At 65.4% G+C, this 22,029-nt stretch carries 24 protein-coding genes; 19 read left to right on the top strand and 5 right to left on the bottom strand.

Annotation, left to right across the window (positions count from 1 at the left end):
* Nucleotides 1–212 precede the first annotated feature (212 nt).
* Together NVU01S_RS35930 and NVU01S_RS35925 are read left to right on the top strand one after the other, a co-directional pair.
* Entirely contained in the window at nucleotides 213–1,919 is a 1,707-nt protein-coding gene (locus NVU01S_RS35930) for a flavin-containing monooxygenase (RefSeq protein ID WP_043677983.1), read from the top strand.
* A 155-nt stretch (nucleotides 1,920–2,074) separates the two neighbouring features.
* Nucleotides 2,075–3,016, top strand: a complete 942-nt coding sequence (locus NVU01S_RS35925; protein WP_063776036.1) for a LysR family transcriptional regulator — start codon at nucleotides 2,075–2,077, stop codon at nucleotides 3,014–3,016.
* Here the strand turns inward: NVU01S_RS35925 and NVU01S_RS35920 are convergent.
* Nucleotides 2,986–4,068 carry a hypothetical protein gene (locus NVU01S_RS35920; RefSeq protein ID WP_043677981.1) on the bottom strand — a complete coding sequence of 361 codons (1,083 nt, stop codon included), beginning with the start codon at nucleotides 4,066–4,068 and terminating at the stop codon, nucleotides 2,986–2,988. The two genes, NVU01S_RS35925 and NVU01S_RS35920, sit on opposite strands and share 31 nt — an antisense overlap.
* Before the next feature lie 602 nt (nucleotides 4,069–4,670).
* Here NVU01S_RS35920 and NVU01S_RS35915 point away from each other — a divergent pair.
* Complete coding sequence (locus tag NVU01S_RS35915) at nucleotides 4,671–5,618, top strand: hypothetical protein (RefSeq protein ID WP_244467435.1); 948 nt, start codon at nucleotides 4,671–4,673, stop codon at nucleotides 5,616–5,618.
* Here the strand turns inward: NVU01S_RS35915 and NVU01S_RS35910 are convergent.
* On the bottom strand, nucleotides 5,584–6,795 hold the full coding sequence (locus NVU01S_RS35910; protein ID WP_043677978.1) for a sigma factor-like helix-turn-helix DNA-binding protein: 1,212 nt from the start codon (nucleotides 6,793–6,795) through the stop codon (nucleotides 5,584–5,586). The genes NVU01S_RS35915 and NVU01S_RS35910 overlap by 35 nt on opposite strands.
* 86 nt (nucleotides 6,796–6,881) lie before the next feature.
* Nucleotides 6,882–7,946 carry a cobalamin-independent methionine synthase II family protein gene (locus NVU01S_RS35905; RefSeq protein ID WP_043677976.1) on the bottom strand — a complete coding sequence of 355 codons (1,065 nt, stop codon included), beginning with the start codon at nucleotides 7,944–7,946 and terminating at the stop codon, nucleotides 6,882–6,884.
* A 301-nt stretch (nucleotides 7,947–8,247) separates the two neighbouring features.
* On the opposite strand from NVU01S_RS35905, the gene NVU01S_RS35900 reads away from it, so the two are divergent.
* Nucleotides 8,248–9,246, top strand: a complete 999-nt coding sequence (locus NVU01S_RS35900; RefSeq protein ID WP_043677974.1) for an NADPH:quinone oxidoreductase family protein — start codon at nucleotides 8,248–8,250, stop codon at nucleotides 9,244–9,246.
* Nucleotides 9,247–10,111: 865 nt separating this feature from the next.
* Entirely contained in the window at nucleotides 10,112–11,431 is a 1,320-nt protein-coding gene (locus NVU01S_RS42825; RefSeq protein WP_082032313.1) for a site-specific integrase, read from the top strand.
* 18 nt (nucleotides 11,432–11,449) lie between these two features.
* Here the strand turns inward: NVU01S_RS42825 and NVU01S_RS42820 are convergent, their stop codons facing one another.
* Nucleotides 11,450–11,938, bottom strand: coding sequence for an NUDIX domain-containing protein (locus NVU01S_RS42820; protein ID WP_043677972.1), 489 nt, complete (start codon nucleotides 11,936–11,938; stop codon nucleotides 11,450–11,452).
* Nucleotides 11,935–13,179: a helix-turn-helix domain-containing protein gene (locus NVU01S_RS42815; RefSeq protein ID WP_175068939.1), complete on the bottom strand. Its 1,245-nt coding sequence runs from the start codon at nucleotides 13,177–13,179 to the stop codon at nucleotides 11,935–11,937. The genes NVU01S_RS42820 and NVU01S_RS42815 overlap by 4 nt, the downstream gene beginning before the upstream one ends.
* A gap of 62 nt (nucleotides 13,180–13,241) precedes the next feature.
* Between NVU01S_RS42815 and NVU01S_RS42810 the strand changes: the two genes are divergently transcribed.
* From NVU01S_RS42810 to NVU01S_RS35830, 14 genes are all read left to right on the top strand, one after another.
* Nucleotides 13,242–13,526: a helix-turn-helix domain-containing protein gene (locus tag NVU01S_RS42810; protein ID WP_307684579.1), complete on the top strand. Its 285-nt coding sequence runs from the start codon at nucleotides 13,242–13,244 to the stop codon at nucleotides 13,524–13,526.
* Nucleotides 13,527–13,970: 444 nt separating this feature from the next.
* Nucleotides 13,971–14,726 carry a hypothetical protein gene (locus NVU01S_RS35885; RefSeq protein ID WP_156161830.1) on the top strand — a complete coding sequence of 252 codons (756 nt, stop codon included), beginning with the start codon at nucleotides 13,971–13,973 and terminating at the stop codon, nucleotides 14,724–14,726.
* A 139-nt stretch (nucleotides 14,727–14,865) separates the two neighbouring features.
* Complete coding sequence (locus tag NVU01S_RS35880; RefSeq protein ID WP_156522238.1) at nucleotides 14,866–16,776, top strand: hypothetical protein; 1,911 nt, start codon at nucleotides 14,866–14,868, stop codon at nucleotides 16,774–16,776.
* Entirely contained in the window at nucleotides 16,773–16,934 is a 162-nt protein-coding gene (locus NVU01S_RS43760; protein WP_156161828.1) for a hypothetical protein, read from the top strand. Before NVU01S_RS35880 ends, NVU01S_RS43760 begins: the two co-directional genes overlap by 4 nt.
* Before the next feature lie 41 nt (nucleotides 16,935–16,975).
* On the top strand, nucleotides 16,976–17,782 hold the full coding sequence (locus NVU01S_RS35875; protein ID WP_052281111.1) for a DUF2637 domain-containing protein: 807 nt from the start codon (nucleotides 16,976–16,978) through the stop codon (nucleotides 17,780–17,782).
* Nucleotides 17,779–18,216: a hypothetical protein gene (locus NVU01S_RS35870; protein WP_043677962.1), complete on the top strand. Its 438-nt coding sequence runs from the start codon at nucleotides 17,779–17,781 to the stop codon at nucleotides 18,214–18,216. The genes NVU01S_RS35875 and NVU01S_RS35870 overlap by 4 nt, the downstream gene beginning before the upstream one ends.
* A gap of 4 nt (nucleotides 18,217–18,220) precedes the next feature.
* Nucleotides 18,221–19,132, top strand: a complete 912-nt coding sequence (locus NVU01S_RS35865) for a hypothetical protein (protein ID WP_043677960.1) — start codon at nucleotides 18,221–18,223, stop codon at nucleotides 19,130–19,132.
* A 191-nt stretch (nucleotides 19,133–19,323) separates the two neighbouring features.
* A complete protein-coding gene (locus NVU01S_RS35860) occupies nucleotides 19,324–19,806 on the top strand; it encodes a single-stranded DNA-binding protein (RefSeq protein WP_052281110.1) in 483 nt (160 codons plus the stop codon).
* On the top strand, nucleotides 19,806–20,243 hold the full coding sequence (locus tag NVU01S_RS35855; RefSeq protein ID WP_156161827.1) for a hypothetical protein: 438 nt from the start codon (nucleotides 19,806–19,808) through the stop codon (nucleotides 20,241–20,243). Before NVU01S_RS35860 ends, NVU01S_RS35855 begins: the two co-directional genes overlap by 1 nt.
* Nucleotides 20,240–20,539: a hypothetical protein gene (locus tag NVU01S_RS35850; RefSeq protein ID WP_043677955.1), complete on the top strand. Its 300-nt coding sequence runs from the start codon at nucleotides 20,240–20,242 to the stop codon at nucleotides 20,537–20,539. The genes NVU01S_RS35855 and NVU01S_RS35850 overlap by 4 nt, the downstream gene beginning before the upstream one ends.
* The gene (locus NVU01S_RS35845; protein WP_043677953.1) at nucleotides 20,539–20,727 is read left to right on the top strand and encodes a hypothetical protein; all 189 of its coding nucleotides are present in this window, start codon (nucleotides 20,539–20,541) and stop codon (nucleotides 20,725–20,727) included. Before NVU01S_RS35850 ends, NVU01S_RS35845 begins: the two co-directional genes overlap by 1 nt.
* Before the next feature lie 26 nt (nucleotides 20,728–20,753).
* Nucleotides 20,754–21,494: a DUF2637 domain-containing protein gene (locus tag NVU01S_RS35840; protein WP_280140872.1), complete on the top strand. Its 741-nt coding sequence runs from the start codon at nucleotides 20,754–20,756 to the stop codon at nucleotides 21,492–21,494.
* A complete protein-coding gene (locus NVU01S_RS35835; RefSeq protein WP_043677950.1) occupies nucleotides 21,494–21,790 on the top strand; it encodes a hypothetical protein in 297 nt (98 codons plus the stop codon). Before NVU01S_RS35840 ends, NVU01S_RS35835 begins: the two co-directional genes overlap by 1 nt.
* Entirely contained in the window at nucleotides 21,777–21,980 is a 204-nt protein-coding gene (locus tag NVU01S_RS35830; protein WP_043677948.1) for a hypothetical protein, read from the top strand. Before NVU01S_RS35835 ends, NVU01S_RS35830 begins: the two co-directional genes overlap by 14 nt.
* The last annotated feature ends 49 nt before the right edge of the window (nucleotides 21,981–22,029 follow it).

Raw genomic sequence — 22,029 nt, 5'->3', positions numbered from 1 at the left:
ACCTCATTGCCGGATCCCGCCGCGTGCGAAGCCGGCCGTACGAGCAGTGATCTCGCGTTCGGTGACCGCATGCACTACTGCCTCGACGCAGGACCGGCGCGAATCGCGCTCACCGACCTGGCGGCGTCCCGCCGCCATGCGGGTTGTGCATTGACACATCGTTTCGGGCAACCGACTTTGCTGTGCGCCGTGAGCGACGTAATCTCTCGCCCATGACGAGCGGAAACCGCATCGCGATCGTCGGCGCGGGTATCGCAGGTCTTGCCTGCGCGAAAGTGCTGATCCAGAAGGGTTTTCCGGTCGAGATATTCGACCGTGCACCCGATGTCGGTGGCGTGTGGAGTGCGACCCGCAGGTACCCCGGGCTGCGAACGCAGAATTCCAAGAACACCTATCACTTCTCGGATTTCCCGATGCCGTCGGAATTTCCGAAGGTTCTCGACGGTCAGCAGATGCAGGCCTATCTCGACGCCTACGCCGACCACTTCGGCCTGCGGGCGCACCTGCGCCTCGGCACCGAGGTGGTCGCGGCCGATCCGGTGGACAGCGGCTGGCTGCTCGAGATCCGTGACGGCAGCGGCATACATCGGAGCTCCTGCGATCACCTCGTCATCGCCAACGGGGTGTTCAGTGAGCCCGCGGTCCCGGATTACCGTGGCGCGGACCTGTTCCGGGCGGCCGGCGGCCAGCTGGGGCACTCGACCGAACTCGGCGATATCGAGGCGGTGCGCGGCAAGTCGGTCGTCGTGGTCGGCTACGGCACGTCGGCCTGCGAGATCGCGACGGCGGTGAGCGAGGTCGCCGCCTCGACCACCGTGGTGGCGCGGCGGCTGCTGTGGAAGCTGCCGCGCAAGCTGGGCCGGGCCTTCGACTACGAACGGATGCTGCTGACCCGTTTCGGCCAGGCGCATTTCCAGCACCGCGATCCCGGCCGGATGGACCGTTTCCTGACCGGATCGGGAAATTCGTTCCGGGTCAGCAATTTCGACCTCATGCAGGAACTCGCGACCAAGCGCCTGCGGTTGCGCGAACTCGGCCTGCTGCCCGAGGGCGGCTTCGAGCAGATCGCGGAGAGCACCCTCGGCATCGCCACCGAAGGCTTCTACGAGCAGGTCGGCAACGGCCGCATCGTGGTGCACCGCGACACCACCATCACCGAGATGCGCGGTGGCCGTGAGGCGCCCGCCGTGGCGCTGTCCGATGGTGCGATCGTGCCCGCCGATATCGTGGTCAGCGCCACCGGCTTCCAGCAGCGGGTGCCGTTCCTGACGCCGTACGTGCAGCGCAGGCTCACCGACGAGCACGGCAACTTCCGGCTGCACCGCCAGATCCTGCCGCTGGATGTGCCGAATCTCAGCTTCGCGGGCTACAACTCGTCGTCCATCAGCACGGTCAGCGCGGAGGCCACCGCGCACTGGACCGCCGCGCTGCTCGCGGGTGAGCTGCACCTGCCCGACCGTGAGGTGCTGAGCGAGCAGATCGACGCGCGCCTGAACTGGCTGGCCGAGCAGACCAACGGCCACCACGCGCACGGCACCGTGGTCACGCCTTTCTCCATCCGGGACATCGACGAGTTGCTGCGCGATCTGAAGTTCAAGCTGCCGCTCGGCACCCGTGCGGTGCAGTGGTTGCGGCCGGTGCGGCCGGAGTCCTACCGCGGACTGACCGCCAAGCAGCACACCGAGCCCGAACCGGCCCCGCCCGCCGCGGTGGTCGAGCAGACCACCGGTCATCCCGAATTCGGACCCACCTCGGGTCATCCCGAATTCGGACCCCAGGGCGCGCCGCAGACTCCGCGTCCCGAGTTCGGACCGCAGTCGACCGAGTTGCGGACCCCGGATCCGCTCGCCGACGCGCCCACCGAATTCCTGCCCGTCCAGGCCCACGGGCCCGCGGATCAGCGCGCGGGCGGGCGCTAGGCCCATCCGGCAACTCCGCGCTCCGACTCGCCCGGCTTCGAGACATGGCCAGGCCCTTCGGCTGACGAATCCACGTCGGCGCGGCCAGGACTCGCCGAGGGGTGCTCGACGCCGCAATGTTGGGTGCGGACCATTCCACTGGTGATAATCCAGGAATGGAGGCGCTGGACATGAATCTGCTCGTGGCCCTCGACGCGCTACTGGAGACGAACAGCGTCACGCGGGCCGCCGAGCGGCTGCACACCTCCCCGCCCGCGATGAGCCGGACATTGGCTCGACTGCGCCGGGTGCTCGGCGACCCGCTGCTGGTCCGGGCGGGTCGCACGCTGGTGCCGACACCGCGCGCACTCGAATTGCGGTACGAGGTCGCCGCGTTGGTGACCCAGGGCCGGGCGCTGCTCACCTCGCAGGCCGCCATCGATCCGAGCGGGTTGAAGCGCAGCTTCGCGATCCAGGCCGAGGACGCCGTGCTCGCGGACTTGATCGCGCCGCTCCTGACCGCCGTGCGCGCGCAGGCGCCGGGCGTGACACTGCGCTTCCTGCCCGAGACCCGCGAGGGCACCGCGGCGCTGCGCGACGGACGGGTGGACATCGAGGTCGGCGTCATCGAACACGCCGACCCGGCGACGACGGTGCGCCGAGTTCTCGGGGATCGGATGCTCGGCATCGCCGCCGCCGATCACCCGCTGGTCACCGGGAGGGTCACCGTCGCCAGATTCGCGACGGCCGCGCACCTGAGCATCTCGCGTACCGGGCAGGCGCGCGGCCCGATCGACGACCGGCTGGCCCTGCACGGGCGCACCCGGCGCGTGGTGGCCACCGTGCCGAATCTGACCGCCGCGCTGTTCGCGGTGCAGGCCGGCGATCTGATCTGTCCCGCGCCCGCGCTGCTCAGCAGGTCGGCACTGCCCGCATTGGGGTTGTGCGCGTTCGAGATTCCGTTGCCGCTGCCCGAGGTGCCGATCGGCATGGCCTGGCATCCACGCAACACCGCCGACGCGGGGCACCGCTGGTTGCGCGAACTGATCGCCGCCGTCCTCGCGCGGACGGCCGGCGACGCGGCCGCTCAGGACGAAGGCGGGCTGGACAAGCGGTAGTCGCGCGGCGTGTCCGTGCTGCGCTCGGGCTGATAGCCGGTCGAACTCAGATCGGTCGCGGGCGGGCCGAAGATGTCGTTGCGCCCGAGCGGGGCCGCCGCGGTCTTCTTCAGTTCGTCGAGCATCGCCTGCAGCTTGTCCACGTGCGTGTTGTCCACGGGGATCAGGCTTTCGTCGGAAGCGCGGTGCGCGCCGGTGAGCGCGACGCCGTTCTCCTCCGGCGCGGCGCCGTTCGTGCGGCCCGTGCTGTAGTCACCGCTGTCGTGCGCCGAGGGAACCATGCTCTCGTACGGCTTTTCCTGCGGACTGGTGAAGTTCTGGTAGGGCGACCCGATCGATTCGCGCGGGGCGGTGAAGCTCGACTGCCGTGACGGCAGCGGCTCGCGCGGTGTCGGCGCCGTGAATTCCTGCGCGGCGGGCGTCGGTTCGCGCGGCACGGCGACCGGTTCGCGCGGCGTCGTGATCTGCTCGCGCGTCGCCTGGATCGGCTCGCGCGACGCCGTGACAGGTTCGCGGGGCGTGGGTGCGGTGAAACCGGAGGGGGAGTTCTGCTCGGGGGTCACGGGTTCGCGAGGTGCGCTGAAACTGCGTTGCGGCACCGCGTTCACCTCGTGCGCGGCCGAATCGCGGGCCGTGCCGTTCTCGCTGCCCACGCCGCCCTCGTAGCGCCGGGACCCGCCCTCGCGAGCCGGCGCGGCTTGCGCCACGGCGTCGGACTCGTGGGTGGCCGGCTCGCTCGCCGCGGCGTTCCGGCGGGTCGCGCGGGGTAGCGGCAAGCGGGCGGCTGCCGGGGCGGCGGGTTCCGCGTCCGCACCGGCCTCGACCTTCGCCAGCCGGCCGTCGATGCCTGAAATGTCCTGTCCGGCACGGAAAGCCCAGGCTTCCAGCTTGGCGAGCCTGGCCTCGATGCCGTGCTCGGCCGGTGGGATCGGGACCGCACCGTCGACCCGGGCCGCCACGGCGTCCAGTTTGTCGCTGACCTCGCGCAAGACCGCCGCGATGCTCGACAACATCGCGCCGATCGACTCGTCGGCCTGCTGACCGTGCTCCATCCAGTACCCACTTCCCCGTATCGGCTCAGCTCACGCTGGGCCGGACGATTCTATCCGCCCACTTGGAAATACGCGGTTGCTGCTGTGCCTCGCTCGAGCTCACGAACACCGGCTCGGTACCGGCTTCTCGGGATCTGATCGAAGCAGCGTAGGCGGACCGTCCCGCGCCATTGCAGGCGGTGGTCGGCGTGATCCGGTTTGTCCGGAACAGATCTGCTCGGCGATCGGCGCCGCCGAGGCGAATCAGCGACCAGCCGAGGCGCACCCCGGTCGTAGCCTATGCGGTTTCCCGCTCGGATGGCAGCCCGAAGCCGTCGGATGGCAGCCTCGACCGCCGCGCCCGGCCCCCACTCGGCGCGCGGCGCGGTGTCGTCGCAGGATGGCGGCTACTGTCAATCCACCGGTATAAGCGAGGTGTTCTGGCCGCCCGGTACCCGAAATTCCTTGTGCCGCAGCCTACACCAGGCGCTGAACCGGAAATCTGCCGTCGTGGCGCACCCGGGCGCGGGGTAAAGGGGACTGGCGAGGTTTGCGCGCGTGGCGCACTCTTGATCTATGGCGTAGGTCGCCAGGCCTGCGGAGGTGTGCAGGGGAGTGGTCGCGTGAGAACGAAGCAGCGGGCGGAGATCGCCTGCGGTCGCCGGGCGATGCTCGCCGAGTTGGGTATCGCGGACGGTCCGGGCAAAGCCCGCCGACAGTCCGCCGGATACGGCTGTAAGTGTCCGGAATGTGACGCCGCGCAATGGGATATGCGGCGGCTGAAGTATTGGCTGTGCGGCCGGTTGCTCGCGTTCGGCGCCGACGTGGCCGAGGTGGACCGCCGGGTGGACGGCGTGCCCGTGGACATCTACTGGCGCAAGGACGACCGCGAGTTCGTCATCGAGGTGCGCAGCGGGTCGCTGGATCGGACTCTGGCGCAGGAACATACGCAGCGGATGCGCGCCGCCGGCATCGCCGAGGTGCTGTGGCTGTGCCCGCCCGGGTACTGGGTCGATCATCTGCACGCCCTCGGCATCGCCGACTTCGCCCCGCCCGCATGCGATTACCTGACGGTGCGCGGCATGCTCGACACCGTGCACAGCGCGGTCGCCGGCCCCCGCCGCGACCCGTTCGAACTGCGTGACTTCATCCACGGCTGGGTCACCGGCGACATCGTCTGGGGCTATCGTGACGTGACGACAGGAGGGTGGGCGACCGTGGCCGACTGGGAGCACCACACCAGGACACAGGCGACCATCATCGCCCGGCAGCGTCAGGAGCTGGTCAATCAGCGCACCGCGCTGGCCCTGTCCCGGAAAACCGTGCGCGACAAGCAGAAGAACGTCATGAAGCTGACCACCCGGCTGGAGCGGGCGGAGCTGGAAGCGCAGGAGCGGGCCGACGCGCTGGCCCAGGCGCGGCGCAAACTCGACGACCACCACCGGGTGGACACGACGTTGCGCAACACGATCAAGAGCCTGCAGCAGACCATCAATCACTGGCAGCTGGTGACCTGCTGCGCGATGATGCTGATCGTCACGTTCGTCGCGGGGGCGCTGGTGGTGCGCTGAGCCGGAACGGCGCACGGTCCCAGCGCCATTCGTGCCGTAACACCAGTGCGATGAAGTCGAGCAGCGGTAGGCCGGTCTCCTGGTGCAGTCGGCGGATCGTCGGCCACGGCACCGGGCCCTGCTCGACCAGTTCGGGCAGCGCGCCCGGGTCGACCTTTCTGGCCAGCAGGTCGGGGACGCCGAGCAGACTGCCGGTCCAGATCAGCCAACCCCAGCCCCTCTGATGCGCGTAGGCGCGCGCCGCGGCCGACTTCGCTCGATTGACGTGGAAGGCAACGTGTCCGAGCGGTTGCACGTCGATCAGCACCACGCGCCCGTCGGTGAGTCGCGCCGCGATGCTCGGGTAGCCGAGCCGTTCGATGCCGTCGATGGTGTAAGCGACCGGCACGGGTTGTTCCTGGAACGAGTCGACCAGATCGCTCGCGTTGAGAATCCAGAGCAGCCGCGCCGCCAACCCCGAATCGAACGGCACGTCGCGGCCCACCTTGTCCAGGTAGAACCGCCCGCGGCCGTCGTCGTCGCTGTCGACGGTGCGTGCCGAGGACAGCGGCAAGGCGTCGGGGGTCGCCGTGCCCGGCCAATCCACCTGACCCAGCCACGGATTCAGCTGGCTCGTCGCGCGCGGTTCGGCGTCGCGGAGCTTGGCCAGCCGCCGGTTCGTCTTCTTCTGCCAGGCCGCGATGCGCTGGGACACGAATCCGGACACCCGTTTCGCGTCCTCGGCCGCGTGCCCGGCCAGCCGTAGCTTCAGATACGACAGCTCGTGCGCCGCGATATCGGTGTCGGTGGCGTAGGTCTCCACCAGCAGGGCCCGGACCAGGTGCTGGTCGCGGGTGCTGACGGGATAGCGCTGGGCGAAGATGCCCAGCGCGCGGTGCCCGCTCAGCTGGGCGTCGCGGATCAGCTGGCCCACCGCTTTGGTGTGCAACTGGCGGATCCGGTCCCGTGAAAGGTCGTAGCGCGCCCCGATTTTGGCCAGGGTCTCCGGCTGCTGGCCGCTGACGCCCAGCCGGGCGGACAGGATCTCGCCGGTCTTGGCTTTGCGGTCGGCCTGCAGCGCGATCAGTTCGGCCAGCAGTTCGTTGATCTCCTCGAGCTCGAACGAGATGTCGTCCTGCAGATCGAGTAGCTCGGGGTCGGTGCCGTCCGACGCCTCGAGCTCCCGGCTTGCCGTCACGCTGCGACCCCCTCGGCTCGGTTGCATTGTCGGCTCAGCCTAATGCCGGGTACCGACAATTCGGCCGCACCGAAGGGGTCGGTAGCTCAGACCCCCAATTGCGCGGCCGCCAGCGCGGTGCCGTCGATCCGCGCCTTGATCTTGGCGAACGCGGTCTCGCGGGAGGTGGAGGTGTCGTCGGCGAAGGGGGAGAACCCGCAGTCGTCACAGGTGCCGAGCCGGTCCACCGGGATGTGGCGAGCCGCGGCCAGCACTCGATCGCGGACCTCCTCCGCGGTCTCCACGCGCGGATCGATCGGATCGGTGACGCCGACGAAGATCCGGGCATCCGCGGGCAGATGCTCGGCGATCACCGCGAGCACCTTCTCCGGATCCGGCTCGCTGGCGAGCTGGATGTAGAAATTGCCCGCCTTGAGCTGCAACAGTTTCGGCAGCAGCTGGATGTAGTCGACGTCGAGACTGTGCGTGGAATCCTGGTCGCCGCCGGGGCAGGTGTGCACCCCGATCCGCGCCCGCTCCTCGGCCGAGAAGCGTTCCAGCACCAGATTGTTCAGCTCGATGAACTGATCGAGCACGCCGCCGCTCGGGTCGAGCTTGAGCGAAAGCCGTCCCTCCGTGAAATCGAGCTGCACCGCCGGCGCACCGGCGTCCAGGCATCCGCGGATGTCGGCTTCGGCCTCGGCGATCAGGTCCGCCAGGAAGGTCTCGCGGGGGTAGTCGGCGATGCCGTCCGCCGGATACAGCAGGCTCAACGCCGAGGGTGCGATCACGGCCTGCTTCACCGGCAGGCCCGTCGCCGCCTGTGCCGCACGCAGATAGTCCACCGCGTGCGCCTGGTAACGGAACGGTCCACCGGTCAGCACCGGCAGTTGCCGCTGATGCCCGTCGGCGAAGGGGATCACCGCGCCCTCCGCGGCGAGAGTGGTCAAACCGGCGATCGGATAGGTGACAAAACTGGGTTTCGACTGTTCGCCGTCAGTGACGATCGGGGAACCTGCCTGTGCCATGCGTTCGAGGGTGTCACTGACAGCCCGCTGTTGGATCTCAGCGAGCGCAGCATCATCGATTTCGCCTGCACCATGGGCCGCCATGGCGGCCTGCAATTCGCGGGGACGGGGAATGCTTCCGATTGGCTCCGTGGGGATGCTCACATTTTGCAGTTTAAGTGAATAACTCTCTCCATGATCACCAAATGGCCTGTGCCTGTTCGAGACTCGTGCCGATGGGGCAGCACTTCGTCGGCGGATCTGACAAAGTATGTGCCAGGGTTCGGCGGGGACACATGCGGTTGCCGCATGAATGGGTGAACAGAACTGGACGGCACTATTCGACCTTCGCCGCTGTCGGTCTCGGGAACACTTCGGGGCTGCGCGGGCTTACAGCTGTCGTAGTAGTGAGGTCGGCCGGTGGCGCTGTGCCGAGTCGGTCCCGAAGAACGGAGTTCGAATCACCATGACCCGCACCATTCCCGGCACCATGCGCGCGTTGCGGCAGCCGTCCCTGACCGGTCCGCAGGATCTGCGGTTGATCACCGATGCACCGGTGCCGACGCCCGGGCCGGGGGAGGTCCTGCTCCGGGTCACCGCCGCCGGGGTGAACTTCGCCGACGTCATGCAAACCCACGGCACCTACCACGGCGGCCCGCAGGCGCCCTATCTCGCCGGGTTCGAGGCCGCGGGCGAGGTCGTCGCCCTCGGCCCCGGCGTCACCGAGCCCGCGCTCGGCGCCCACGTGATCGGCACCGGTTACGGCGCTTTCGCCGAATACATGGTGCAGGACGCCGCCGCGGTCGCGCCGATCCCGCCCGGCTGGTCCGACGAACAAGCCCTCGGCCTGATCCTCAACTGGGCCACCGCCCTCGCCGCGCTGAAACCCTTGGGCCGCATCGCCCCCGGCGAAACCGTCCTCATCCACGCCGCCGCCGGCGCCGTCGGCCAAGCCGCCGTCCGTCTCGCCAAGCACTACGGTGCCACCGTCATCGCCACCGCGTCCCCCGACAAACACGACACCGTGCGCGCAGCAGGCGCCGACCACGTCATCGACTACCGCACCGCCGACGTCCCCACCGAAGTCCTACGCCTGACCGAAGGTCGCGGCGCCGATATCGTCCTGGAATCCGTTGGCGGCGAAAACTTCCGCGCCAGCCTCGCCGCCGCCCGCCGCGTCACCGGCCGCGTGATCGTCTACGGTGTCGCCGCCGGCGAATCCGCTGTCACCAACTGGGAGTTGAACTTCCAGCACTCCGTCCACGTCATCGGCCTACACCTGGGCATCCTCATCCAATCCGCCCCCACCCTCTTCACCGACCTGATGGCGGAACTCGCCACCCTCATCGACTCCGGCGTCTACCCGCCCGGCACCCCCACCCTCTACGACCTCGCCGATGGACCCAAAGCCCTTGTAGCCCTTGAATCCCGCTCCACCACAGGGAAACTCGCGATACGTCCGTGAGTCAGCGGCGCGTCGGTCCGTCGGTGCGGCGTCCGGGTCCGCTATCCGACCTGCAGCTCAACAGGATCGACTCGCCCTGCCGAACGAAGACACCCGAACTCGGACAGACACTGCTCGCTGTCGGAAAGCCTGATAGTCGTCGATACAGCCGTCCCAAGCGCCCGGGTTACGGAGTTCCTAGAGGTGCCCGGGCCATGCCGCGCGGGGCACAACCTGCCCCGGCGCCAGCGCCACCCCGCAGGTATGTCCCAGCCGCTACAGCACAACCTCACAGACCTCCCCAACACCCCACAGGCCAACTCGCTGCACGCCACGCCGCCCCTCTGCCGCCAAGGTCTGTGAGGTAACTCCGCCGCTTGCTGGCCGCCGGCCTGCCGCCTGCGGCCCGAACTCCGCAGCTCACCACGCCCGCAGCTCACCGCCCCCACAGACCTTTTCAACACCCCACAGCCCAACTCGCCGCACGCCACGCCGCCCCTCCGTCGGCAAGACCTGTGAGGTCACCCGCACCCCGCCGCACCCACAGTCACCGCCGCACCCGCACCCTGCAGCGCCGCGGTCACCGCCGACACCGGCGCACCCTCAGCCCACCACCAACCCAGGCGTCACGCGTAACCGCCTCGACAGAAAACTCGCCAACCCCAGAAACAAGAAAGGCCCCCTCGAAAGGGGGCCTGACCTGGTACTACGGTGGTGCGCGATACTGGGATTGAACCAGTATGTGCCCCTTCCTATTTGGCGCTGTGACCAGCTAGAATCGCCTTCTACCAGGGGATATCTGCTTAATTCGGAATGACAGTCGTGAACTCAAGTGGACGCAAATAGCCCCGCGTCAGTTCATGTTCAGTTCACGAATGGAGCACCTATGGCTCGGGGCGAGCAACGGAAGACCCGCAGGTCAGGCACCTTTGGTTCAGTAGACAAGCTACCAAGCGGCCGGTACCGCGCGCAGTACTACGGGCCGGACGGTCTGAGGCACAAAGCGCCGACGACGTTCCTGACGATTGACGATGCCCGCGGATGGCTGTCGTTGCGGCAAGCCGAGATCATCAGCAAGGCGTGGAAGCCACCGGCCGCTCAGCCGCCGAAGAAGTTGACGTTCGGCGAGTACGCGAACAACTGGCTGCGCAATCGAGAGCTTGAAGACCGCACGCGCGAGGACTACCGCGCATGGCTCGACGCCCACGTCCTGCCGACGCTCGGTGATCTACCGATGGCTCGTTTCGAGGACCGCGAAGTCATCGACGAGTGGTACAGGACCTTGAACCCGGACACGCCTACTCTCCGAGCCCGTGTCTACGGACTGACGTCAACCATCTTCAATTCGGCAGTAGACGACAGCAAGAAGACCGGCCTCTCGACCAATCCATGCCGTATCCGCGGTGCATCGACAGTGAAGCCAGCGCACAAGGTCCGGCCGGCCACCCTGGCCGAACTTGAGGTGCTCACCTTGGCGATGCCGAGTCGGTTCCAGGCAATGGTGCTACTGGCTGCGTGGTGCGCGCTTCGGTTCGGAGAGCTGACTGAACTGCGGCGAAAGAGTATTGATCTGGTCCAGCGCAAGGTGTGGATCGACCATGGCGTCGTCAGGCTCAAAAGCACAACGAAGGGCGTTGCGCGCCGCAAGGTGAAGAAGCCCAAGACCGAGGCAGGACGGCGACCAGTCACCGTTCCTCCGCACCTGGTGCCTGCTCTCGAAGACCATCTTCGTGACCACGTCGGCTCCGGCGCCGACGCACTGCTGTTCCCAGCGGCCAACGGCGGGCATCTCGCACCATCAACGTTCTATCGGCACTGGTATCGGGCGTGCAAGGCGGCCGGACGTTGGCAGTACGAGAACGAGGATGACAAGGTCGGCCGGACAGACCTCACGTTGCACGATTGCCGCCATACCGGTGCCACCTTGGCCGCGGCGACCGGTGCAACCCTTGCCGGATTGATGGAACGGCTCGGTCATTCCACGCATCAGGCCGCGATGAGATATCAGCACGCAGCTGCGGGCAGTGATGAAGCGATAGCTCAGGGCTTGTCGGCGTTCGTCACCCCGCCCACGCCGTCATCACGTACCTCCGTTCGGTTGAGTTCGCGACGAAGTGGGCGAGTAACACAGCCTCCGTCGCGCCGTAAGGGGCAGCCGGTTAATCGGCTTAGCCGACGAACTCCACGCGGCGGCGGCACGACATGACTCTGGTGGTAGCCAAAGCTAACGCGGATGGGGCTCGACACTCGGAACGTTGCCATGCTCCAGATAGAGCGGAATTTGGCCAGACAGCAAAGCATTCGCCGTCTCGCTCAGTCGACGAGCCAGGCGCGGAACCGTGTAGTTATCGAGTTCGGCTAGCTCTATATATTGAGCTTTATCAAGCTCACGATCTGGAAACTTCAGCTCTTCGACTTCGACACCATACAGATCCGGTGCCGCAAACAAAAAGAGGAGCTTGTCGCCCTCTTTGTCATTGGGGGCCCAGTCAATCGATGCAAGTTCAAGCCTGCTGACCGCTAAACCAAGCTCTTCGTGAATCTCTCGCTGACAAGCCGCTTTTGGAGATTCACCGGGTTCGACATAGCCGCCAGGGATATCCCAATAGTCCTTGTACGTGGGCCGCACCATGAGTACTGCGCTTCCTCTCAGCACGATCGCGCCAGCGGCGACTCGAGGCGTTGCCATCGGTGGAGGTTCAACAGTGCTCATGCGAACCCATCGTAGGGGATTCGGAGCAGGTTCATGCGTGAAGCGAGCCCCGCCAAGGTCGAAGATGGTTGCGTCTTGCTGGAGCGGACCCATTGGACCACCAGGTCCCTGCACAGGCTTTGGTGCCTGACTTGTTCCGGTGCCCTGGCTTCTGCTGAAAGCACAATGCTCAAAGCTTGATCTCGTCGACCGCGTGCATTATTAGCGCGTGCCAGTTCGATAGAATGCCTGACCTGCCGCTCGGTTGGCAGTGGCGTCGCGTCGATCTGAGGTCCGATACGAAGCACGGTCTCGATATCGCCGAGTTCCATTGCTGTCGATACCTTATGTATTTCGACGTTAGTAGGACCGAATGCTGTCCATGCGTAATTCGCGTCACGCCCCAATCGTGCGGCGACTGCCGCCGATTCAGCCAGATATTCGTTCGTCAGGCCGCGATCTTCGGTGCGGGCAGCCGCCATCGCTCCAGTAAGGAATAGGGTGCCATAGACTGATAGGTACTCCGGGGAAGCATTGTTTGCGGCTGGTCCGGCATGTGACGCTATTTGCCCAACTAATATTGCGGCGTCTTTATGGCGGCCGGTGGACATAGTGACATGAGCGACGGATCGAGCCAGTGACAACCAAGTCATTGGTTCGTCAGTCTGTTGAGCAATATCGAAACCTCGCTGAGACGCAACCCAGGCAAGATCTATTTCTCCAACCTTCGTAAGAACGGTTGCGGCTGCATGATAAGCGCTCGCAAGCAACAAAGTTGCGCGCTCGGATTCAGACGGCAATGAACTGCGCGAAGCTGCATCGAGATCTGCGATCAGGGCAGGCAGTGAGGCACTTACGTAGGCGAAGCGTGTTGATTGGTAAGCGTCCCAAACAGCCCGTAGGCGGCCTTCGAGCTGGGCTATCGGTTGCATGGAACGCGAATCTGCCCGGGTAAACGGCATAAGTTGGTTATAGCTAAGAAGTGTTTCTCGCAAGGCGGGAACGGTGGGCTTACCGGACGACTGTGTTGAATCGACCAGACTTGGTTCAGACAGTAGATCGCCCAACGTGATATCGAGTTGTGTTGCCAGATTCTGAATCACCGAAATTCTATCGAGCTGAATTCGGTTGTTCTCGATTTTGTTCAACCAGTCCTCGGTTCTCCCGACCAGGTCCGCAAGAACTTTCTGCGACATACCCCGACGTCGACGATACCAAGAAACTCGTTCGCCAATGGTCATTGAATCTGTCATTCCGCGCATCTCTTAATAATACCTGGATCAAAGGAGGTTGAGGAGATACCCCGGAATTTTTTTCCGGGTTGATGCCCGTAGTCGGCCTTAGCTTCGTATCAGGCCATTTTCGGCCAGGTCAAGCCAAGGAAGGACTTCGAATGACTAAAGATCACCCCGACGGAGATGTCGGGACGGTACTCAGCTTGGAAGTGGCGGCCGCTCAGCTCGATCTCGGCGTCCGGACAGTTCGCCGGTTGATCGCGGCAGGTGTGCTGACGGGATATAAGGTTCGAGGAGTACGCGCGATTCGCGTACGACAGGACGATGTCACAGCCCTCTTGTGCAGGATTCCGGCTGCTGGTGATGCAGCATGATTCGCGTATTCCTGGTCGGTGGCCTGATCGTCGTCGGTGCCGCTGTGCCTGCTTTGGCACCAGTCGTTGTGTCTGCGCTGGTCCTGTGCGGCGTCGTCTTCATCCTGTCGCGGCGGGTTGTGCGCGGTGTTCTGGGTCGGCCGGGTGATCGGCGATGAACCGTCCCTACCCGCGTCGGGTTACACACGACTACACGCCACTGCATGCGATGAACGGAGCCGAGTTCGATCCGGCTTCGGTGTACCGCCCGCTGGCGGCATTGCCTCCGGGCTTGCTGTTGCCGGTCCTGGCCGCTTTCATCTTCTTCGCTCTCGGTGCTTGCACCGGGGTGGCATTGACCGGCGATCGGTTCGGGCCGTCGCCGAACATCTGCCGTGTCGATCAGTTCGGTTCCGCCGCTGAGCAGTCGGGAACATGCGTCCGGCCAACGGGGGTGATGCCGCGATGAGTGCTCAGAACTTTCGCTGGCAGCCGCGTGAGACGTTGCTTCAGGAGTGGATGAGCCAGCAGTACTGTATTCCGTTTTGGCTTGCAGGCAAGGCGCTCGGTATTCGGTCGACTCAGGTCTACGAGATCATGCGCAGATTGAAGCTGGCGGGGCGAATTCACGTGACGCGCATCGATATCGGTTCCCCCGGCTTGTGGCATAAGTCAAAGCACTTCGATGCGCCGGACACTGTGCCGTATGGCCCGCTGTGGGCTTACATGGCTCGTGAAACGGCTTGGGGTTACCTGGGATTCGATCCGGGAGAGTGGGAACCACGGGCGTCGACGGCGGCACATCTGACAGCTGTGTCGGAGCTTCGGTTGGCGGTGACCGGTATGGATACCGATCCGGAGGTTTGGACCAGTGAGCGTCTGTTGCGGCGGATGTTGAAAGACGAACGAGGTCAGCTTGTTTCCCATCTGCATGATGCCTGGTATCGGGATGCGGCCGATCCGGACAAGGTGTGGGCCGTCGAGGTCGAGTTGACACGCAAGTTCGGTGCAGGCCGGTTGCTGCGGTCGGTGTCGGCTGCTCTGGCTGCTGCTGATCAGCACGACCTGGCGGGGGTTCTGTACTTCGTTCGTGGTGAGGGTCTTCGTCGTGCCATCGAATCGGTTCGTGACCAGATCGCTCGGGACCGTGGTGTCGAGCAGTTGGACAACTTCGAAATTCATGACCTGGACGTGACTTTGAGTAGGAAGGGGGTGGCTTGAGATGACGTGCTATCCGTTCCAGCCTGATTGCGGGCGTACTCAGCCGACCACGGCGGCCCCGCCGGCATGGACACCAGCGGTCGAAGCACCACCGCCGCCAGTGAACGGGCAGGTCGAGCCGACCTTCGATAACCCTTCGTTGCCGAATGGTTGGCAGGCTCCGCATTGGAGTTTTCATCTGCCCTCGGTCGGGCAGGCGTTGGAGTTCGCGGGTACCTCGTTGACCGGTGCGGCGTTCATCGCCGCACTCGGTGTTGGGATGAATACCGTTGCTGCGAAGCGGCGTTGGGAAGCTGCCCAGGTCCGCAACTATGCGGCGGGTTCGCTGGTTCTGCCGGTGGGTGCGGTGTGGTCGGCGGGTTCGTGGACGGCTCCGTTGAGTTTGTGGTGGCAGGGTGCTCAGGTTTTGACCGAGCATGGTCCGGGTTCGGGCGCGCTGGCGGCGATGGCTGCGGGTGGGTTGCCGGTGGCGTGGTGGGGTGCGGCGTTGTGGCGGGCGCGGTTCCTGGAACATCTCGGTACTCAGGGTGTGGGTTCGCCGTCGAAGACGCGGCGGCTTCAGCGTCGTCAGCAGCGGGGTAAGGCGGCTGCTGCGCGGCGGGCGGCGAAGTACGGTGCGCCGCTGGTGTCGGGCTGGCTGTCGTCGAAGGTCGTGCTCGGCACGCTGTCCGAACGCACGGATGCCACGCAGCCGACCACGTTGACTCAGCTTGCGGACCAACGCAATTCGAAGCTGGAACTGCCGATCGATGGCTTGGGGCATCTGGTGGTGCTGGGTAAGTCGCAGAAGGCGGGCAAGACCACGATGCTGCTGCGGCTCGGCACCGGGCTGTATAGCGCGTACTGGCATCGCTACGTCCGCACCGGGGAGAAGCGTCCGCTGCTGATCTTCGTGGATTGCAAGGGTGGCAAGCCGGGTCTGGCGACGGGGCGTCAGCTGGTGAAGATCGCCGCTCGGATGGGTGTGAATCCGCGTCGGGTGGCGTTGTGGCCGGTTACCAACCGTCTGGATCTGTGGGCGATGGATGTCGAGGACATGTGCGCGACGTTGGAGTCGATGCTCAACCCGGTCCAGTCTTCCAACCTCGGTGAGGAGCATTTCAAGCAGAACCGTATCCGGGTGACCAAGCTCGCGGTGACTGCGCCGTGCGGGCCGCCGCGTTCGAAGCAGGAGTTCTTGGAACGGCTTTCGGTGAAGTGGCTCAAAGACGTGGGTTGGAAGGGTGATGCGGCGATCGGGGCGGAGATCGATGCGTTGGAGCAGTCGAAACCGCCTGCGGTGGGTGATGTTTCGGGCAAGTTCCGCAACATCTTCTCCGCGATCGGTGAGGGCTTCGACGGCGGACGTCAGCTCGATTCGTTCGACATGATCTATGCGACCGTGCCGGGCACCGTACGCGGGGAGTACGCCCGCGCCCAGGTCGCGGCGCTGAACACCCTGATTTCTCAGTTTGCGTGTGGTGAGCACGACCGTCAGATCGTGTTGATCATCGATGAGATGTCGGCGGTCGCGGACAAGACCGGCGGCATCAGCCAAATCGACATCGCTGAACGCCTGCTGGGCATGAACGTGGTCGCCATCTTCGCCGCCCAGAACCAGTTCGGGCTCGGCACCACCACCGACGAGCGGCGCCGGTTGATGGAAGCCTGCCCGTCCGGTGCCCTGCTGATGGCCCAAGAGGGCGGTGGGAAGGTCTCAGAGGTGTTCGGGTCGCGCCCGGTTACCGAGAACACCCGCCACACTCGCGGCGGGAAGATCGGTGACGAAGGCTCGCTCGGGCAGCGCGAGACGTTCTTCATCGACCCGAACCGGCTCGCCGAGTTCGACCGCGGCGATGTGGTCTGGGTGCACGCGCTGAAAGCTCAGTGGGGGCATGTGATCCCGGTCGATGCCGACGAGGTATCGGCGTTGCCGCCGGACCCGTATCCGGATCGGTGGGTGACGAGCACGCTGCCGCGGGTGCCGCTGGCGAAGGTCCGCGATCTCGATACCGGGCGTTCACGCCGCGCCGATCTCGGGTTCGACGCTGACGGCGGTGAAGCGGCATGAGTGACTACCTGCGTCCTATCGCGGCCTACGTGGCCAGCCAGCACCACACCCGCACGGCTGTCCGGCCTGTCGATGACCAGCCGGACACCGCAACCGACACGGCGGACACCGCGAAGGACCGTGCGGTCACCGAGGCGGACAGCCGGTGGTCACGGTGACCGCGCCGAGGAGGACGCCGCGTGGACGGTTGGTGTCGTGGATGGGGTTCGTGTTCGGGTCGGTGACCTCGATTGCGGCCAACATCCTGCACACCTGGCTGCCCGCTGCGTCGATGCCCGCTGGGTGGACACCGGGCATCGCTCCTCAAGTCGGTGCGGCGGTGTGGCCGATCGGGCTGTTGCTCAGTGTCGAGGTGCTCTCGCGGGCGCGGTGGCGGCGCGGGCTGTTGTGGGCGCTGGCGCGTTACGGCGGCGCGGGTGCGGTGGCGATCGGGTCCGCGGTTATCTCCTACTCGCACCTGCGTGAAGTTCTGCTCACGTGGGGATACGGCAGCTCTGCGGCCTACGTCGGCCCGCTCGTTCTCGACGGGCTGATGGTGGTCTCCGGATTCGCCCTGCTGTCGATGACCTTGGACCACGAAACCACCACCCCAGCAGCCGAACCCGTCGTCACGACGGAAGCCGCCACGAAGGCATCAGTCGCGGACATCGAGCGGCCAGCGGTGGCCAGTGACCGCGCCGAGCCCAGGCCGGTGGACGTGCCGGTACTGGCTGTCCCCGATCCGGTCATGCCCGCTACGGAGGCAGACACCGGCCACACGAGCGACGCGGACACCGATGCGGACACGCGCCGCGCCAAGGCCAGGCATCTGTCCGATCAGAAGTGGACACACGCCCGTATCGCGGCCGAACTCGGAGTCAGCAAGCGGACTGTGCGCCGCTATCTGGCCACCCACGACACCAGCCCGGCCACCGGCACCGGAGGCGACGACGAGCCCACACCGGTTGCCGATGCGGCACCGATCAATTCGAACCATCACCAACCTCTCGAAGGAGTTCTTTCATGACCAGCAACGACCACGGCGTCGACTGGGACGGCGAATTGCAAGCCCTCATGGAATCCAGCGGTATCGACCCCCGCGAAGCCACCCGGCCCAACCGAGCCCAGCGTTGGACACGCCGCGCCCGAACCGCTAAGCCTGCTTTCGGCGCGGTGGCGGTGACCGTGCCCGGGATGTGGTTCGTCGCCGGTTCAGGTGCCCCGACCGCGGCAGTGGTCCCGCTGATGATCTGGGCGATCGGTTGGATCGCCTACGGGATCTGGATCAGCCTGGGCCGCCCGGATTGGTCGATCACCGCCGCCGCACTCGGGAAGGTGGCCGTCGCGTCCGGTCGTGCCGGTTCTCGGTTCGCTCACGCCCGTACTCGTCCGCTACGTGCCCGCTGGCGCACGGTCCGAGCGCGCGTCACTGCTGACGCGCCTGCTGCCGGAGAGGCGTAATCCGATGACAGACAACGCCGTTGATGATGTCGCACGGAGTTGGGCGCAGCTGTTCCGGTTGCTGATACAGCTCCGTCAACAAGCCCGTCTCCTCGGCGGAAACACAGTCAAGCTGTCGCGGGCCGAGCATCGCGAACTCGCCCGGCAGATCGAGCAAACCGTTCTGATTCACCAGTACGCCCACGACACAAGCCGTGAATGGTTCCACGCCCGCCTGCACGACTACCAGCGCGAAGCCGCCGCGGTCCGGGCACGGATCGAGAAAGGCGTCAGCCCCGAACAGCACGAGCGTATGACCGCTTACCTGGCAGGGATGCGCCACAGCATCGAGCACACCGTTCACGACGCTCCATTGAGCACCGAGGAACGCGGCCAAACCGTCCAAGCCCTCACCGCGATCGATACCGACCCGCGACAACCACTCGCCCGCAACACCTTCCAACCTTTGAGCCGGACCGAAGCGGCGCGGGCGCGGCTGGCGGCCGTGACCAGCGAGTACCGGGTGATCCAGCACAAGCAACGCCTGATCGCTGAACCCGCACCTGAACGTGCTCAGGCAGTCGAGACCCCCGATGCGGACACCGCGCAATGGCGAGAAAACAACACCCGGCTGTTGAGCACTCTGACCCAGCGCATCACCGAACTCGAACAGAAAGTCAGCGCGTGGCAAGCACGCGAAACCGCCACGGCGACAACCGCAACGAACGGCCACACCACCGCGTCCAAGCAGCAGCACACCGAGCAGGCCATGCCGGCCACCCCCCAGCCCACACCGCAGCAGGCCCAGCAGCACGCCGCACCCGCAGCAACGCACTTGGAGCCGGAAGCCGATCCGCAGGCGAGCTTGATCGATGAGGAACAACTCATCGCCAAGACGCCGCCCGAATGGATCGCCGAGATGGAAGCCCATCCCTAAACCGGCCTGCCCCTGAGTTTTTCATTCACAACACCAGAAAGGAGCCCTACCCCACCCATCCCAAAAACAGGCTCAGACGAATCGGCTGAATTTCACGAAAACCATTCACCCACAACACAACTCGATTCCCGAACAGCTTCGGGAATTACCAACGGACACAACACCTAACCAAACCGAAGGAAGTGCACACAATGTCCGGAGAAACCACCTTGACCATCGTCGGCAACCTCGTCGCCGACCCAGTCATCCGATTCACCGACCAGGCGGCCGCGGTAGTCAACTTCACCGTTGCCTCCACCCCACGGACGTTCGACCGCAAGTCGAACCAGTGGAAAGACGGAACGCCGGTGTTCATGCGGTGCACGATGTGGCGCGACGCCGCCGAGAACGTCGCCGAGTCCCTGACCAAGGGCGCTCGGGTGATCGTGACCGGCAAGCTCCAGCAGCGCGACTACACCGACCGCGACAACATCAAGCGTTACGTCATGGAATTGGTCGCCGACGAAGTCGGGGTGTCGCTGAAGTACGCCGTCGCCAAGCCCATCAAGCGCAACAACGGGCGAAACGGCAACGGCCGCAACAGCAACCAGCGCAACAACCCAGTCAACGGGACGACCACAGCCAGTGACGACCCGTGGACCGGCCACGACGCGCAGCCGGAAGAGGTGGCCTGATGCGTGACGTATTGGGCAACCATGTACCGGCCGTCGATCAGCACGGGCACCCAGCAGACACCTTGGACGTCTGGGTTACCGCCGCGGTGCGGGGCTCGTTCCAGGTCAAGTACGCCGAACACATCGACAAGGTGTGCGTAGCGGTGCGTCGATTCGCCGAATACGGCGACATGACCATGCAACTGACCCTCGAACAAGCCACGACACTACGGGACCTGATCGACGCAGGAATCACCGACGCGATAGCAGCGAAAGTCGCTGCCGCAGTGGCGAATACATCCGAGATCGACAACGACGTCGATGACACGGCCTCTATCAATGGCGATGGAACCGAGGCTGACTCAACGGAGGCGGTGAGCAGCTACACCCAGCAGCTGTTCGACAACACCCTCACCCCGGACCAGCCCGTACCGGGACCGAAAGGCGGTGCGCGATGAGCGGTTACGTCTATCTGCGTACCGAACCCGGTCTGTGGACCGTCGGTTTCCATACCCCTGATGGTGTGTGGGAGCCCGAATCCGATCACGGCAGCAAAAGCGCTGCCGCTGAACGGGTCATGGTCCTCAACGGCACTGGTAGCGACAACGACGTCGCTCATTTGATCCGGCAACGCGATGAACTCCGGGAGGAGTGCGCAGAGCTGTTCGATCAGGTGCAGTGCCTGCAATGGGACCTCGGGGCGCTGAAGATTCAGCACGACCGTTGCCCGGCTGTGATCGGTAAGGAGGCGTGATGACCATGATGGCTGATGTTCACGTCCTGGACCGTTCCCAGTTGGCGGCGGTGATCGGATCAGCCCTGGAGTACCTGAGCGAGGTCGGGGTGATCGTCGGCGATATCCATACCGCCGATGAGCACATCGTGGACGCGATCCAGAACCAGTGGACCGTATTCACCGATCGACCGGAGGCCCTGGGGTGAGCGGGCAGCAGGCTCGTTCCGCCGGGATGCGCTGGGTTCGGTTCTGCGCTGTGGTGGTCATTGTGACCATCGGGGCTGCTGCGTTCACGTTGAGCTTCGCGGCGCTGCGTGAGCTGGCGGTCATGGCGCACACACCGGAGAACTTGGCGTGGTTGTGGCCGGTGATCGTGGACGGCACGATCATCCAAGCCACCGTCTCCGCTCTGGTGCTGGCGTCGAAACCCCAACGACGCTGGTTCCTGTGGGTCCTCGCTGCTGGTGCGTTGGTGTCGATCACGGGCAACTCGGTGCACGCTGCCTTGGCGGGTACTGAGCTGCCGTGGTGGGCTGCGGCTTTGGTCGCGGCCGTGGCACCGGTGTCACTGGTCGTTGACACTCACGGGTTGGCGGTGCTGTTCCGGGCCGCACAGCAGGAATCCGAACCCGCGGTCGTGGCACCCGCCACGACACCGGAACCGGTTCCTGCGGTGACAGCCGTGACAACCGAGGCAGCACCGTCTGCACCGGTCGCTGCCCTGGCTGATCCGGCGCCGAAGAATCCGGTCCGTCGTGATCCGGCCAAGGTCGCTCGCGCTGTCGCGCTGCGTGCCGAAGGCCAGACCTACGCCGAGATCGCCCAGGCGCTGGGGGTGTCACCCAGGACTGCGGCGAAGTACGCGGCGAGCGGTCGGGACCACCGGCGCGGCGGGGCAATCCAGCCCATTCGCGCGGTCCGGCCGGTCCAGCAGATGCTGCCGATCGCGGTTCCCGCGGTAGGAGGTGTCTGATGTCGGCTACCAGTGGATCGGGCTACCGGGCATGTGCGTGCCGGGATTGCTTCGAGATCGCGATCGGTACCGGCCCGACCCTGTGTTGGTCCTGCAACGAGGCAGGATGCAGCATCGACGGTCAGTGGGCCTGCCACAACGAGGAGTACGGCGACGACATCGACAATGACGTCGACGACACGTCGCCGTGCATGCACGAGTTCCGGCCAGCAGTAGCGGACTACGACAAGTGTATTCGCTGCGGTCAGTGCGGCCCCGACGACGAGACCCAGGTCATCGACCATGGCTCGCTCTAGGAAGCCGACCAGCCGCGAAGAACTCGCGCTAGGACGGGAGATTCAGGAGCAGTTCGACCACGGCCGGCCGTGGACCGCGATCGCTGTCGACTTCGACATATCGAAGACGAAGGCCCAGCGGCTCGCCAAAGCCTACCGAGACGACTGCCACCGAAGATCCCACCAACACCAGCTGATCCTGTTCAGCTGACCCACCGAACACAACAGAACAACAACTGAACACCTGACAAGCGGAGTCC

Origin of the sequence: Nocardia vulneris (assembly GCF_001613425.1) — a bacterium.
In the GTDB taxonomy this organism is placed as follows: Bacteria; Actinomycetota; Actinomycetes; order Mycobacteriales; family Mycobacteriaceae; genus Nocardia; species Nocardia vulneris.
This window is presented reverse-complemented; position numbering and strand designations above follow the sequence as displayed.